9 protein-coding genes are annotated in these 15,536 nt (G+C 58.7%); 3 read left to right on the top strand and 6 right to left on the bottom strand.

Annotation, left to right across the window (positions count from 1 at the left end; all coding sequences use genetic code 11):
• Positions 1-429: 429 nt before the first annotated feature.
• From GYK42_RS27150 to GYK42_RS27175, 6 genes are all read right to left on the bottom strand, one after another.
• Complete coding sequence (locus tag GYK42_RS27150) at positions 430-6,237, bottom strand: PAS domain S-box protein (RefSeq protein ID WP_166450032.1); 5,808 nt, start codon at positions 6,235-6,237, stop codon at positions 430-432.
• Positions 6,221-7,384 carry a response regulator gene (locus tag GYK42_RS27155; protein WP_166450033.1) on the bottom strand — a complete coding sequence of 388 codons (1,164 nt, stop codon included), beginning with the start codon at positions 7,382-7,384 and terminating at the stop codon, positions 6,221-6,223. The genes GYK42_RS27150 and GYK42_RS27155 overlap by 17 nt, the downstream gene beginning before the upstream one ends.
• Positions 7,385-7,398: 14 nt before the next feature.
• Positions 7,399-8,973, bottom strand: coding sequence for a response regulator (locus GYK42_RS27160; RefSeq protein WP_166450034.1), 1,575 nt, complete (start codon positions 8,971-8,973; stop codon positions 7,399-7,401).
• 344 nt (positions 8,974-9,317) lie between these two features.
• Positions 9,318-10,793: a serine hydrolase domain-containing protein gene (locus GYK42_RS27165; protein WP_166450035.1), complete on the bottom strand. Its 1,476-nt coding sequence runs from the start codon at positions 10,791-10,793 to the stop codon at positions 9,318-9,320.
• A 125-nt stretch (positions 10,794-10,918) separates the two neighbouring features.
• Positions 10,919-11,287 carry a TfoX/Sxy family protein gene (locus tag GYK42_RS27170; RefSeq protein WP_166450036.1) on the bottom strand — a complete coding sequence of 123 codons (369 nt, stop codon included), beginning with the start codon at positions 11,285-11,287 and terminating at the stop codon, positions 10,919-10,921.
• Positions 11,288-11,306: 19 nt separating this feature from the next.
• Positions 11,307-12,179 carry a LysR family transcriptional regulator gene (locus GYK42_RS27175; RefSeq protein WP_166450037.1) on the bottom strand — a complete coding sequence of 291 codons (873 nt, stop codon included), beginning with the start codon at positions 12,177-12,179 and terminating at the stop codon, positions 11,307-11,309.
• A gap of 105 nt (positions 12,180-12,284) precedes the next feature.
• Here GYK42_RS27175 and GYK42_RS27180 point away from each other — a divergent pair, with 105 nt between their 5' ends.
• From GYK42_RS27180 to GYK42_RS27190, 3 genes are all read left to right on the top strand, one after another.
• A complete protein-coding gene (locus tag GYK42_RS27180; protein WP_166450038.1) occupies positions 12,285-13,220 on the top strand; it encodes an NADP-dependent oxidoreductase in 936 nt (311 codons plus the stop codon).
• 40 nt (positions 13,221-13,260) lie between these two features.
• Entirely contained in the window at positions 13,261-14,130 is an 870-nt protein-coding gene (locus GYK42_RS27185; RefSeq protein WP_166450039.1) for an SDR family oxidoreductase, read from the top strand.
• Positions 14,131-14,437: 307 nt separating this feature from the next.
• Positions 14,438-15,472 carry a zinc-dependent alcohol dehydrogenase gene (locus GYK42_RS27190; RefSeq protein ID WP_346768169.1) on the top strand — a complete coding sequence of 345 codons (1,035 nt, stop codon included), beginning with the start codon at positions 14,438-14,440 and terminating at the stop codon, positions 15,470-15,472.
• The last annotated feature ends 64 nt before the right edge of the window (positions 15,473-15,536 follow it).

A 15,536-nucleotide genomic window follows, 5' to 3' on the forward strand; every position in this document is an offset into this window, starting at 1 on the left:
ATGCAAAATGCATGCAAAAGATACAGTTTTATGCAAATTTTTTTTGCATAAAACTGTACTTATAGACGATCTCGCTAGGGGGAAGTAGCAGGAACACTATTATGCAAAATGTCGTCTCCGGTTTTATTCAAAAAAAATATTCATTTCCGCACTTTGGCGTCCTACTACATCTTCAGCACCGTCCGATGAAGTTAAGCGGGGTTGATCGGTTACGACCCTGTGAATGTCCTGCAGCGTGCACATCAGCGCGATACAGTCTGCGCGGTATAGCGTTGCGTCACCAATAATGGATGCGCCGCTTCCGTCGCATCTTGGTCCGATGGGAAAGGCTCGCCACAACCTGTCTCGCCTTTCTTCATATCACCTGCGTCGTGATTATCTGGCGTGCTGCCGGCCTACTGGCCAACGGTCGTTTAATTGATTGCGCTTCTACTCTGGCATCATAAATTTAGCCAGCGCAGTATCGAAATCAAATCGCTCTAAGGCGGCCGTAATGTCGCGCAACATCGCGCCGCCTGCTACATCTGTTGCTGCATCGCTCAACTCTGCCGCAAGTTCCATTGCCTCTGTATCGCTACTGAGCAATAGCGTGCGCAAACGGGCCAGCTTGGCATGCCATTCGGGATCAATGACTGTGGCGGCAGGCGTGTCGGTTCCCGTAATCTCGGCCCGAAGCGCACGCAAGCCCGGCATAATGTAATCGAGCGATGCCACAGTCCTTGCCAATGCCTGCGCGATGCTTGCCTGGTCGGCATCTTGCACACATAGTGATTCCAGTCGCTCCGCTTCCGCGCGCACGCCAAAAGCCCCGATGTTGCCTGAAGTACCCTTGAGGGTATGCGCAAGGCGTACTACGTCCTCCTGTAACCGGCTGGTACGCGCCTGCGCAAATTGACGTGCGAAGTCACTGTGGTCCTCGACGAACATGCCCAGAAGCTTGCGATACAGCCTGGCATCGCGTGCAGCGGTTTGCATGCCGGCGTTGATATCAACCCCAGGCAGCTTGACCGGTGCTTCGATGGCCGAGGTATTAATAGTATGACGCGCCCTCTTCTGCTCTGACGCGTTGCGCGGCTTAAGCCATTTCGCCAAGGTTGCATACATTTCATTCACACGCAACGGTTTGGGAATATGGTCCTGCATACCAACCTCAAGGACCTTTTCACGATCTCCGGCCATGGCGTTGGCCGTCATCGCCACCACGGGCAGATGTGCGAATTTTGGCATGCATCGAATGCGTCGCGTGGCTTCATATCCATCCATGACCGGCATCTGGCAATCCATCAAGACTAGGTCATAGCTGGCATCAGTTTCAAGCATATCGAGTGCCTGCGCGCCATTTTCTGCCAGTTGCACAATAACGCCTGCCTTTTCCAGCAAATCACGCGCCAGTTCCTGGTTCAGATGATTGTCTTCGACGAGCAAGATTCGCGTACCGACCAGCTTTTCTACCGAGCCCTCGTTACGGCTTGTCGTGCCCGGTGGTACGCTTGGTAATATCTGGCCCCGTCCTAAGGCTTCGCCGATTGCTTCCAGCAAAGTCGACCTGGTCACTGGCTTGGTCAGTATGGCGCTAGGCTGGACGCCAGCGTGCTGTGCTGCGGTGACAGCATCTTCACGGCCAAATGCAGTCACCATGATGACCGCGTGGCTGCTGCCTGGATGATCGCGCTCCAGCTCTTGCATGGTGCGCACACCATCCATGCCAGACATCTTCCAGTCCAGCAGCAAGAGATCGTAAGCCAAATCGCGCGCGATGGCCTCCCGCACCAATAACAATGCCTGGTATCCGCTGGACACGACATCGACTTCGAGACCAAAACCGCGCACCATGGTCGAGAGAATTTCCCGTGCTGCCGCATTGTCGTCGACTACCAGCACGCGCAGACCATGTAATTCGTCGGCAAGAAACATCCTGCGCGGCTGGGGATCCTGTTGCAGACCAAATTGCACATGAAAATGGAAGATGGTGCCGCTGCCAGCAGTACTTTCCACCCAGATATGGCCAGCCATCATCTCGACCAGGTGTTTGGAGATCGCCAGTCCCAAACCAGTCCCACCATATTTACGTGTAGTTGAGGCATCGGCTTGGGTAAAGCTCTGGAACAGCTTATCGAGTTGTTCAGCACTCATGCCGATGCCTGAGTCACGTACCCAAAAATGCAGTTTGACCTGATCGTTTTCTTGGACCAGCAAGTCCACCCCCAACTCTACCTCGCCATCCTCGGTAAATTTCACAGCGTTCGAGCCGAGATTGATCAATATCTGCCCCAGCCGAAGCGCGTCACCGATCAGCGCAGCAGGCACTTCAGGCTTAATATTGAAGAGCAACTCGATGCCCTTTTCCTCAGCCTTCATGCCTATCATTGAGGCAAAACTATCAAGCACGTCTTCAAGTCGGAAATCGATGTGTTCCATAGACATCTTGCCTGCCTCGATTTTCGAGAAGTCAAGAATATCGTTAATAATGCCAAGCAGATTTTCCGCCGAGCGATGCACTTTGGTGATGTAGTTGAGTTGTCGCTTGTCGAGCTTGGTCTGCAGCGCGAGATAGGACATGCCGATAATGGCGTTCATCGGCGTGCGAATCTCGTGGCTCATATTCGACAGGAAGTCGCTCTTGGCTTTGGTGGCTTCCTCTGCAAGTTCTTTGGCGCGCGCCATTTCGTCTTGCAGCTGTTTGCGCTCGGTGAAATCCTGGTGTATGCCCACGAAGCGCAAGGCCTTGCCATGTTGATCTCGCTCAGTGGCTCGGCCCATGGAAAGTATCCATCGCCAATCGCCATGCTTGGTCCGCATGCGGAACAAAGCGTGGAAGTCAGGTTCGTCTGGATCGTTGATGCATAGCGCAAATTGGGACTGCACGGCGACGATGTCATCCGGATGCAGCAAGCTTGACCACGTATCCGCGGCACTGCCGTCTACGCTAACTTCATCCAGCGTATAACCAAGCATTTCAGCCCAGATTTCGTTAATTTCACTGCGCCCGCTGGCAATATCCCAGTCCCACAGCCCTAACCTGCCGCCTTTCAAGGCAAAGTTAAGGCGCTGCGCGCTTTTCGTCAGTGCGCGCTCGGCTTGCTGGCGTTCAGTGATGTCGTACAACCAGTTGACGATCTGTTTGGTGTTGCCGAACTCCATCTGTATGGAACTGATCAACACCGTTAATGGATCTCCATTGGCCCGCACCAAATTGGCCTGAAAATCAGTAACAACGTCATCACGCTGCAATAGCGTGACGTACGCATCGCGATCAGCGGTGCTCTTCCAATAGTGGGCAGTGTGACGACCCACCACCTTTTCAACAGGTTCGGCCAGCATTTCCGCCATGCGCTGGTTACCGAAGGTAATCTGACCGTTTTCGCTGATCGCGACGCCTACCGGACTATTTTCCAGGATACGGCGCAGACGGCTTTCACTTTCACGCATCTCCCCTTCCATGCGCTTGCGCTCGGAAATGTCGTCCAGCATCCAGATAGTGGCGCTCTCGCGGCCCATGATCTCGATGCTCTGCACATGCACGGACGCAACCAGCGCCGCGCCGTTTTTCCGATGAAAATCACATTCCGTCGCGACAACTTCACCATTGGCCAGCGCTGTGCACGTCTGTTCGTTGAAATGAATGAAGTCTTGCTGGGATGGAAAGATATCGATTGCTGCACGCCCGCTCAACTCATCAACGTGATACCCCAACAGTTCCCCCGCACGGTGATTGGCGCGCAAGATGACCTGGTCGGCAATATATAAGATTGCGTTAGGCGCATTGCGGAAAATCGCCTCCTGCTCACCCAATAATCGTTGAATTTCCTCTTCCTGTTTCTTCCGCTCAGTGATGTCGGTCGCGATGCTGCAAATGCCATAAATATCGCCGTGCTGATTGACAAGTGGCGTCTTGGTCGTCATGAAATGACGATCTTCGGCCCCATCCAAACTCGGTATGGCCTCTTCGTAGGTAGTGGCGTGGCCACTCGCCATGACCTGCTGCTCCATCTGGGTAATCTTGTCTGCCACCGCCAGTGACGTGAACGCATAGGCATCCTTGCCCAGCACGTCGCGCTCGCGGAAACCCAAAATGCTCTCGCAGGGCTCATTAATCAGCTGATAACGGCCCTGGCGATCTTTCAGCGTAATTACCGATCCGACACTGTCGACCAGGGTCCGAATCTGTCGCTGGCTATTGATGCTGGCTTGCTCCGACTCTTTCAGAGCAGTGATATCCTGATAGGCGCCGTACATGAACAGCGGCTTGCCGTTTTCATCACGCACCACTTTGCCGCCGGCATGTATCCATACAATGCGCTGATCGAGCGGACGCCGATAGGCAAAGGTTGCCTCATACGTGTCATAGGTGCCGGCAACGGCGCCTTGGTAGCGCTCGGCGGTGCGCGCCGCCCCAAGCGGGTCGGCATCGATCAGACGCGCGTACCACTCGTCCTGCAAGTGATAGCGCTGATCGTCCTTGCATGCTTCGCCCAAAATCTTGGCGGCGCGTTCCGACTGGTAGTAATGGTCAGGATCGGCAAAATCGATGTGCCAATAGCCGCAATTAGTCAGCTCCAGCGCAATGTCAGCAAGAAAATTTACACGGCGCATTTCCGCTTCCATCCGTTGGCGGTCCGTCACATCGCGTACTGCGGCGCAGACGCAGTGTCCGTCGCCCCTCAGATCAGGCAGGCGAGACAAGCCAACGTCGATGGAAAATTCGCTGCCATCTTTGCGTACGCCGAGCAGGCTACTCATGTTACGGCCCATCTGCCGGGTAGCACCTTCTGCTGAATATGCACTGCGCAGGCCTGCATGGCGCGAGCGTACAGCCGACGGCACCAGCATGTCGATCGATCGCCCGGTCAACTCTCCGGGCGCATAGCCAAACATTGTCTCAAGGCGCGGGTTCGCTAGCACGATGCTGCCCGTGTCGTCGATCACCACCATGCCATCGGGGGCCGACTCAATGATGGCGCGGAACCAGATTTCGGTTGAGCGCGTGTGTTCACTACGTTCTCGAATTTCCAGGTTGAAGGCCAATAATGGCATCGCTTCGTTCAGCAGCGCACGCAGCGTGGACGACGGCGGGCCGGCTAAGTGAAACACCGCAACGGTTCCCACCACTCCGTTGAGCAAGGCTGGCAAAGCCAAGAGGCAGGCCTGGTCCGATTCCAGTTCGACTGCGCCGAACTCCTTGGCACAACGCTGGGCAAGCTGCCCTCCGGCTTGAGCGCTCGCCACGTCTGAAGCGGAGTTGGCGACCAGCACCATCTGCTGATCTTCGCCTAGCCGCCAGATTGTCACTTGCATGATGTTATCGGCGCTTGTGTGCAGTGACAGAAAGCACTTTGCCAAGGCGGAGGTATTGACGGCTGTTTGCAAGCTGGCCGACAAGTCTGCCAGTTGGCTTTTAAGCCAGCGCTGGTCTGCCATTTGCCGTGCTTCCTCCTGCAGTGTGGCAATCGCACGCGCGAGTTCGCCGACTTCGTTGGGCATGTCGGTATGCGGGATAGTCAGCGATAGCTTGCCCGCTGCAAGCTGTTCAACGGCATCACGCAAGGCATGCAGTGGACGACGTACAGAGCGACTGACCAGCAAGGTGAGGCAGGCCTTCAGGCTGATACCCCCTAACAGCAGCAATAGCGTCACCATGAAACTGCGCTCGCTCAAGCGCTGCGATGTTCGCGCCGCCGCCAGCGCTCTATCGAGCTTGACCGTCCCCATCGTCGCCAGGGCATCGTTGGCAGCATCACGCGCTTGCCTAAACTGCGTTGAGTTCAGAAAAACCGAGGCTGCGCCGGTCTGATCATTGAGCGATCCGTCGCGCGCATCCTGGCGCGCGAGCACGATATAGCGATCAATGTTTGTGCGATATGTCTTGTAGGCGGCCTCAAACAGCGAAAGCTTGAGCAGGTTGGGCGATCCTGGCTCGATACTGGCACGCGTAGCGTCGATTTCGCGCTGAAGCTGCTGTTCGGCTTGCGCAAGTTGGCCCTGCGCCTGCGCGCCAGTGTCGCGCACATTCGCCGTGGCTGCCAGGCCGACCTTCGAGAGTGCCAGTTGTGCTTCCTTAGTGTGGGCTACGCCCTGCAAATGGTAGTGGTAGAGCGACTCAATGTCATCAGCCAACTGCGCTTGCACCCATAAGCTGTACGCGCCGATCACCGCTGCGACGGCCAATGCCACAATCAGACCGGCCAACAGTTTGGTACGCAGCAGTTGTTTATCGAATATGTCACGCAGGCTTGTCATCTTGCGCCGCCTGCTGGTGTGTGAACTGGGCTGCCTTGGCGGCCAGATCGGAATCGCTGTCCTGAAAGCGCGCTGCAACACCACGGAATTGATCTTGAAGCGCCAGGAAAGCGTCAAGAATATCCGGGTCAAAATGCTTGCCGCGCCCGTCAATCATGATGGCAACGGCCTTTTCGTGCGGCATGCCCTCTTTGTACACGCGTCGGCTGATCAAAGCGTCGTAGACGTCGGCCACCGCCATCAAGCGTGCTGAAATTGGTATGTCGTCGCCGGCCAACCCTTCGGGATACCCGCTGCCATCCCATTTTTCCTGATGACCGTAGGCAATCTCCTTGGCAATTGAGAGAAACGGCACTGACATTCCCAAATGATCCTCGGCCTGCTGTATGGCATCGCGCCCCAGCCGTGGATGGGCCTTCATGATTTCAAATTCGTGCGGTTCATAGCGACCCGGCTTCAGCAAGATATGGTCAGGAATGCCAACTTTCCCTATGTCGTGCAATGGTGCCGACTTGAATAGCAAGATCACCGTCTCGGGATCAAGGTAATGCCCGAAGCGAGGGTGGGCGCTCAACTTCTCAGCCAGCAGCTTGACATAGTGCTGTGTGCGACGGATATGATTTCCGGTTTCGTTGTCGCGCGTCTCCGCCATCGACGCCATCGCCAGAATAGTGACATCCTGGACAGCTCGCACTTCTTTTGTACGTTTATCAACCTCCTCTTCGAGGAAGGCATTTTTGTCGCGCATGAAGTCGGCGGCGGCCTTCAGTTGCAATGTATTGGCAACCCGCGCCAGCACGATAGGCGGATTGATGGGCTTGGTAATGTAGTCTGTCGCGCCCAATTTGAGTCCCAGGGTTTCATCCTCAACCGCACCAAGCGCCGTCAGGAAAATCACCGGAATCTGGCGCATTGCCGGATCAGCTTTCAGTAATTGGCACAGCTCAAAGCCCGACATCCCGGGCATCATGATGTCGAGCAATATCAAGTCGGGTGGATCTGTGCGTATCACTTTAAGCGCAGCCTCGCCGCTCGTGGCGGCCTTTACCCTATACAGTGACTTGAGCAAATCCGTCATCAGTGTCAGATTGGCGATAGTGTCGTCGACCACCAGAATGGTGGCGGGCTTGGTCGAGTTGATATCCATGTCCACGCTCATCGTTAGGGTTGGCTCGTGTATTTGGGGAGGAAAATGGTCAGTGTCGTTGTATTGCGTTCGTCGGAAACATCCAGTTCGATCGACCCGCCTTGCGCGTGGGCCATCAATCGCGCCGAATAAGCGCCAAGGCCAGCTGCCCCCGGTTTGCCCACGGTCGTGTATTTTTCGAACAAGTACGGACGGATCTGTGTCGGCACAACTCCCTTGTTCACGATCACGATACGCACCGGGTCAACGTTGATGAGCGCTACACTGACTCGGCCATGGTCAGGCGACGCTTCACATGCATTTTTGAGCAGATTTTGGAGTAGCGCAAAAGTCAGCGTCGCATCGCCTGCAATACGGGGCGGCTCGACGCCAACATCGCCATCAGAATCAACCACAATTGTCAGCTTACGTTGTTTAAAACCTGTCCGTGCCAGTGTCACGACTTGCCGCAACAGCTCCGCGATGGGTACTGGCTCCGCTTCCATTACGTAGCGGCCGCTTTCGATCTTGTACAGCTGGGATGACAGATGTACAAGATCGAGCAAATTCAAGACAGCTTGTTCGCCGTTTTCCAACTGCAGACTATGGCGCCGTAGCAATTCCTTGTCTGTCCGCAGCCCTTGCAGAACAGACAGCACCGTCTTCAAGGGACCTTGGATGTCATTGCGCATCATGTCATCAGCTGCCTCACGCAGCCGAGCCATAGCGAGCATACGGTCGCAGTCCCCTTGCAATTGGCGGCGTAAGCTGGCATAGCGCATGAAATTGCGTACGCGTAGCACTACAGACTGAGGATCGACCGGTTTGGTGACGAAGTCGACTGCGCCGAGTCCCAGGCCCTGAATGCGTGCCTTTTCGTCCGTCAGGGCTGTGACGAAAATGACCGGAATGTTTTCTGCACTTGGATGCTTGCGCATGCAACGAGCAACTTCAAAACCATCCATGCCAGGCATGATTACATCCAGCATGACTAAGTCAGGAGGGGAATCCGAGCAGCACATGTCGAGTGCCCTCTTGCCGCTGTCAGCGGCAAGAATACGGTAGCGGTCCTTGAAAATATGATACAAAACGTGCAAATTGTCAGGTTGGTCGTCAACCAGCAGAATGGTCAGCTTCTCTTCAGGATGCTGATCCAATGCAGGCTCACTCTTCTGTGCATTGTTCATCTCGTGCGTAGTCAAGCCCGACAATGCAGGAGGCCGCCGGAATGGGGGTGCCGACATGGCGCGTTCAATGCTCTTTGCCAGCCGGGCAGTGGTGTAAGGTTTTACCAGAAGGTCGGCAACTCCCTGCGCTATCGCCTCATCTATCCGATGGCGTTCTGCATCGGCAGTGATCATGATAAAGGGTATGCTGCAAAGCAAAGGATCTTCCCGCATCGCGCCCAACAGCGCCATGCCACTCATTCCAGGCATATTCCAATCCGACAGGACCAGATCGATATCATGTGTGCGTAGAAGATTCAGGGCAGCGTCGCCGGTGGGCGCCATATGCAACTGGTCGATACCCAAGTATCCAAGTTGGGCCGCAATGACCTTGCGCATCGGTTCGACATCGTCAACGACCAGCACCACCAGTTGTACATTCACCGTCGTTTCCTTCCCATGTATGTGCATTAAATAGTGCTGCGCCATTTAATCAGATCATACTTGGAAAATTTTCAACTTTACTACTTTGCGGAAAATATCAATTTCTCCTGTGCTTTAGGGAACCGCTGATTAATTCAGCGCATACCGTTCCCTGTCGCGCTTCCACCTGGGACAGTAACGGCACCTTTACCATCCACGATCCATCTTGCAAAAGAGCTTTTCCGACCTCGAATACGCCGCCAAAAAGAAGCTGACGCGGCGCGCAGATCTGGATGTCCATCGTGATCGTAGCTGGTCAGCACCGCCTCGTAAGCTTTTGCCGAATTGGCGCTACCGTCGCCGGATCAGCTGTCCGGGCTGCGGTGAGCCTTGCGCCCGCCGATCAACAACAGGTCTTGGGCGCCATCCTGTATCAGTTCGATGATGTCGCCGGTCTCGGGGGACACCAGGCTGGTTTTGCCGGTCGGCACCAGGCGGGTGGCGCCGATGTCTGGCATCACCATCGTCCAGTCCTTGCCGTCGAAGCGCAGTTCGTAGCGGTTGGCGAAGCGGCCGTCGAATCTGTCGAGCTGGTAGATGCCGACATAGCGTGTAGCCGTTGCCAGGTCCAGCGGCGCCGCCTGGACCTGGCGAGGTTTGAAATCCGGCCAGCCGTAGACGGACGACACCGCCTTGACGATTTCGCCGCCAAGATAGCTGCCGTTGTCGCCGTCGGTCATTACTACCACGCCGTTGCCGCTGTCGAGATACATGGCGTAGGTGCTCTTGAAGCCGGTGTTGCCGCCGGCATGCATGAAGCGTTTGTGCTCGCCATCACCAACCACGAACAAGCCCTGGGCATAATTGTTCAGCGCCGGCGTCAGCAGATCGCGCACCTCGGTGGCGCTCAGAAAGGCCGTGCCGGTTTTCCACGACCGCTGGACAGCGATCGCGAAGCGCGCCAGGTCGCTGGCCGTGGTCCACAGGCCAGCGGCCGCCAGTTCGGGATAGACGAAGGCCCCGCCTTCGACTTCGCTGCCGTCGGCGTAGTGGCCGTGCGCGCGGTTGTGTTCTGCCGCCGGCAATGGCTGCGCGAATGTGCTGCGCCCCATTCCCAGCGGCTGCATCACTTGCTGGCGCATCAATTCGGCAAAAGGCGTGCGCAGACATTGCTGCATGGCGACCTGGGCGATGGTGTAGCCGCCGCCGGAATATGCATAGGCGGCGCCCGGGACGGTCTCGATGGCGACCGCCGGCGTGAGCGATGGCGGCTCGCCCTTGATTATCTGAAGGTCCGTCGGGATAGCCTGCGATGGTGGATAGCCGGGGAAGCCGGACACGGTCGCCCCTGCGGTGTGGTTCAGCAAATTGCGCAAGGTCACCGGATGCTCGGGGTTTTGCTGGCCGGCGGGCAAGGTCCACGGCAGCAGGCAGGCGTCCACCGGGCTATCGAGCTGGAGCTTGTTGCTGCCTGCCAGCCGCTGCGCCAGCGCACCGGTCACGCCCTTGCTGATGGACGCGGCCTGATACAGCGTGTCGGTGTCGGCCGCTGGAGCGGACGGTTGCCGGTAGACTCCCGCCCAAGCGATCTTGCTGTCGCGAATGACTGCCACGCTGACGCTGGAGACGTGATAGCGGCGCAGGCGCTGCTGGATATCGAAGGTCTGCGCCGGCTCGCCTGCGATGTCCACCCGCTGGCGCAGCCCTTCGGCGATACGCTCGGCTATATCGGACTCGCCCGCATGGGCGGGTCCGCTACATGCCGCCACCCCCAGCAAGGCTCCCACGCGCAGCGCGCGGCCTGAAGCATGGACTGGCAATAGCCATGGACGAATGCGCATACATTTCCCTTTCATTAATTGAATGGGCTATCTTAGCGAGTGCTGCCCGAGGCTCCATGGATTTGCGACGAACAGTGGAAAGCTTGGTCCAGGCTGTTTGTTTTCACCAAAATCGCTACGCGGCGCTAGGTGGGTGAACGTACGCGCTTCGTCCTCCCCTCCTTCAGCGCAATCTGATACGCACGCTCGGCCCAGATGCACAGTGTCTCGCGGTCTTCCACGACATCTGCCGGGACCTCCCAATAGGAATGGAGCGCTTGTACCTTGCCTTTGCTTACGTATTCCAGGGCATGCGATCCTGCGGCAAGGTACGTTTTGCGCGTTTCGTCGTCGACTTTCAGGTACAAAGCACCGTCCCACACCATGCCAAAGACATGACCTTCCCGATAAAGGCCGCAGGCGCCGAACAATCGGCGTGTCGTGATGTGTGACCAACTGGCGAGCTGATCAATATAGTAGGTGGCGAGTGCCTGCTTCGGTTTTGATGGTGTCATCTTATTTTCCGGGGACTATTTATCGGATCGGCGCGTTGAAGATTCCATCGGGGAACTGGCTGCACATGAAGTCGACGAACGCCCGCACCTTGGGACTTTGCAAACGGCGTGAGGTATGCAGCACCCACAGTTCGACTTCCTCGTCGGCGCTGCCCCAGGATACCAGCGCGCCCTGTTCCAGCAAGTCGCCGATGATGGATCGCGGCAGCATTGCCGCGCCGGCCCCGGCGGCGATGGCGTCGCGCACCATCAGTAGCGACGATACCTTCAGCACAGCTTGTGGGGCGATGCTCAATTGCCCGCCGCTGACGGACCAGACATCGCCGTCGCGGTAGCTGGGCGTCACCACGGCCGCAACGGGGCCGCCCTCCTTCGGCTTGCTGATCTGCGGTGCCGCGGCCAGCACCAGCCTGTCCCTGGCAAAACAGCGGCCCACCAGCGTGCTGTCCTTGGGCGGATTGATGCGGATCGACACATCGAAATGCTCGTCGGCGAGATTGACGACACGGTCCTCGGCCACGATGTCGATCTGCACTTCCGGATAACTGGTCAGAAAGCGCGCGGCGATGCGTCCCAGTGCGACTTGCGAAAACAGCAGCGGCGCCGCGATGCGCAGCCTGCCGCGCGGTGTGGCGGAACTGTCATGCACCGCTGCCGCCGCTTCGGCCAGCTCGTTCATCGGCCCTTGCGTGCGCTGCAGCAGCAGCTGGCCAGCCTCCGTCAACTCCAGGCGCTGCGCGCCGCGTTCGATGAGGCGCACGCCCAGCGCTTGCTCAAGCTCGGCCACCCGCCGCGACAAGGTCGCCTTGGACCGGCCACTGGCGCGGCTGGCCTTGCCAAAGCCGCCATGCGCAGCCACCAGTTGAAAATCCCCTAGCGCGTTGAAATCCATGCTGTCTCGATATTGATACGGTACGTCTCCATTTTATAGTCTATGCGCCTCAATTGAAACACCTTATTCTGAAGCCCTGACCAGCCAACTCTGAAGGTGTTGATTATGAATACAGTTCGTGCGCTCGTACTGCGTAAATACGGCGGCCCCGAGGCGCTCCAGCTTGCGCTGATCGCGCCACCAACGGCCGGCAGCGGCCAGGTGCTGGTCCGCGTCCACGCCGCCGGCATCAATGGCCTGGACTGGAAGCTGCGTGACGGCCTCGTGCAAAAAGCGTTTCCTTTGCAGCTGCCACAGGTTCTCGGCATTGAACTGGCCGGCGTCGTGGAGGCGGTAGGCGCGGGCGTCAGCCGGCTGCGCGTCGGCGACCGCGTCATGGGGCCGGTCGGCGGCCTCGGCGCGTATGCGCAGCTTGTGGCAGTCAACGAGACCAACCTCAGCCCGGTGCCGGACGCGCTCGATTTCGTGGCGGCCGCCGCCCTGCCCCTGGCTACGGTCGCGGCCTGGAACAGTCTCCACCTTGCCGGGCCTGTGCAAGCGGGGCAACGCATACTGATCCATGGCGCGGCCGGCGGCCTGGGCGGCTTCGCGGTGCAGTACGCGCACCAGTCCGGCGCCGTGGTGTATGCCTCGGCACGCGGCAGCAACGCCGCCTACCTCCACAGTCTGGGCGCAGACCATGTCATCGCCTACGACAGGGAAAATTTCGAAGACCTGGCCGGCAATATCGACCTCGTGCTCGATTACGCCGGTGGCGACGTGCTGGAGCGCTCCTGGGCAGTCCTGGCCCCGAACGGCGCCATCGTCAGTGCCGCGTCACCGGACATTCTGGCGCGTACCCCCGAGGGGCGTCGCGGCCTGTGGTTCCAGAACACGCCCGACACCGGTCGCTTGCAAGCGACCGGCGAAGACGTGGCCAACGGCCGCCTGCGCTCCACGGTCAGTACCGTCGTGCGCCTGGACGAGTTGCCGGCGGCCATCGAACGCCATCGCACGCACGCCCGGCTGGGCAAGGCTGTCGTGACCTTGATCGACGCTTGAATTACAACAATTTCTTTCACCTACACAAAGGAGTCTCATCATGACCATTCTCGTTACCGGATCCACAGGCAATATCGGCCGTCAGGTTGTGGCCCAACTCGTCTTGCGCGGCGCCCAGGTGCGCGCGCTGGCACGCGATCCATCGAAGGCCGATTTCCCGGCAGGCGTTGACGTCGTTCAAGGCGACATGCTGGACGTGGACTCGCTGCGCAGCGCCTTTTCCGGCGTGTCGACGCTGTTCCTGCTCAACGCGGTGACGCCGGACGAATACACGCAGGCGCTAATCGCACTCAACGTGGCGCGCGAGGCAGGCATCGAGCGCATCGTTTATCTGTCGGTGATCCACAGCGACCGCTATTTGAATGTGCCGCATTTTTCCGGCAAGTTCGGCGTCGAACGGATGATCGAGCAGATGGGGCTACACGCCACCATCCTGCGCCCCGCCTATTTCATCAACAACGATCTCACGGTGAAGGACGTGGTGACCGGCTACGGCATTTATCCGATGCCAGTCGGCAGCAAAGGCCTGGCCATGGTCGATACGCGTGACGTCGCCGAAGTCGCGGCAATCGAACTCATACGCCGCGAGCAGTCGGCAAGCGCCTTGCCCATCAACCACATCAACGTGGTCGGCCCCGACACGCTGACCGGTGCCGATATCGCCGCCATCTGGACGGACGTGCTGGGCCGCCCTATCGCCTACCCGGGCGAAGATACGGCCGGCTTCGAAAAGAACCTGCGCCAATTCATGCCTGGCTGGATGGCCTATGACATGCGGCTGATGAGCGAACGCTTCCTCACCGAGGGCATGATCCCCGACGCCGGCGATGTCGAACGGCTGACCGCGCTGCTGGGCCGCCCGCTGCATTCGTATCGTGGTTTTGCCACCGAAGTCGCCGCTGCGGCCTGAGCTTGAGTGCGCCGGGCCTGGCCAGGAAACACCGCCAGGGCCGGCTTGCCTGTATCCGGCGCCAGCCGGGCACGCTTTTACGCTACCGTGACGCAGCACCTCATCTATAAGGAAAACGCATGACCGGCAGACTACATTCCCAGCCGGTATACATTGATGTAGATCAATCAATTTTCGCGCCGTGTGCAGCAGAATATGACCGTACGCAAGATTCTGTTCAACAAGCTATGGTAGCGCGCCTGCCTGAGGCGATTCTCCAGAACAGTAGCTTGCCCTATGCCATATCAACTTCACAAGGAATGCCATGATACCCACAACAATGCAAGCCGCAGTGGTCGAACAACTGGGCCAGCCGCTGGTGCTGCGCGAGGTGCCCGTGCCGGTGCCCGGTCCCGGCCAGATCCTCGTCAAGACGGAAGCGTGCGGCGTCTGCCACACGGACCTGCATGCGGCGCGCGGCGACTGGCCCGTCAAGCCGACGCCGCCGTTCATTCCCGGCCATGAAGGCATCGGCCTGGTGGTAGCCGTGGGCACGGGCGTGACGGAAGTGCAGCTGGGCGACCGGGTCGGCGTGCCCTGGCTGTACTCGGCTTGCGGCCATTGCGAACATTGCCTGGCAGCCTGGGAAACCGTATGCGCCGAAGCGCAGTTCGGCGGCTACACCAAGAATGGCGGCTTCGCCGAATACATCCTGGCCGACCCGCGCTACGTCGCGCATATACCGGCGGGACTGTCCGCCGTGCAGGCCGCGCCCATCATCTGCGCCGGCGTGACCAGCTACAAGGGCATCAAGGAAACGGGGGCGCGGCCGGGACAGTGGCTGGCCGTGTCCGGGATCGGCGGGCTGGGCCACCTGGCCATCGAATATGCGCTGGCCATGGGCTTGCGCGTGGCGGCCGTCGACATCGATGAGGGCAAGCTGGAACACGCGCGCGCCCTCGGTGCCGAAGTGACCATCAATGCGCACCAGGGCGACCCTGTCGCGGCACTGCGCGAAGCGACCAGCGGCGGCGCCCACGGCGTACTGATCACGGCGCCGTCGATCGACGCCTTCCAGCAAGGCGTGGCGATGACGCGCAAGCGCGGCACCTGCGTGCTGGTGGGCTTGCCGCCGGGCGACTTTCCGACGCCGCTGTTCGACGTCGTCGCCAATTGCGTGACGATACGCGGCTCCTTCGTGGGCACGCGCCAGGACATGGCCGAGGCGCTCGCCTTTGCCGCCACCGGCAAGGTCAAGGCCGACGTGGAATTGCAGCCGCTGTCGGCCATCAACGACATCTTCAGCCGCCTGGAACACGGCAAGGTCGCCGCGCGCGTGGTGCTCGATTTCAGCGCCAACTGACCGGCACGCTGGCTGCAGGGTGTGTCCTGGTGCGCGACGGCAAGGGATTGATGTTGCTATGATG

The organism is Janthinobacterium lividum (genome assembly GCF_011601275.1).
Classification (GTDB): domain Bacteria; phylum Pseudomonadota; class Gammaproteobacteria; order Burkholderiales; family Burkholderiaceae_D; genus Janthinobacterium; species Janthinobacterium lividum_E.

Excerpts from the sequence above, each read along its gene's own strand:
- GYK42_RS27150 (WP_166450032.1), bottom strand. The coding sequence starts at position 6,237 with ATGACAAGCCTGCGTGACATATTCGATAAACAACTGCTGCGTACCAAA.
- GYK42_RS27155 (WP_166450033.1), bottom strand. The coding sequence starts at position 7,384 with ATGGATATCAACTCGACCAAGCCCGCCACCATTCTGGTGGTCGACGAC.
- GYK42_RS27165 (WP_166450035.1), bottom strand. The coding sequence starts at position 10,793 with ATGCGCATTCGTCCATGGCTATTGCCAGTCCATGCTTCAGGCCGCGCG.
- GYK42_RS27170 (WP_166450036.1), bottom strand. The coding sequence starts at position 11,287 with ATGACACCATCAAAACCGAAGCAGGCACTCGCCACCTACTATATTGAT.
- GYK42_RS27175 (WP_166450037.1), bottom strand. The coding sequence starts at position 12,179 with ATGGATTTCAACGCGCTAGGGGATTTTCAACTGGTGGCTGCGCATGGC.
- GYK42_RS27180 (WP_166450038.1), top strand. The coding sequence starts at position 12,285 with ATGAATACAGTTCGTGCGCTCGTACTGCGTAAATACGGCGGCCCCGAG.
- GYK42_RS27185 (WP_166450039.1), top strand. The coding sequence starts at position 13,261 with ATGACCATTCTCGTTACCGGATCCACAGGCAATATCGGCCGTCAGGTT.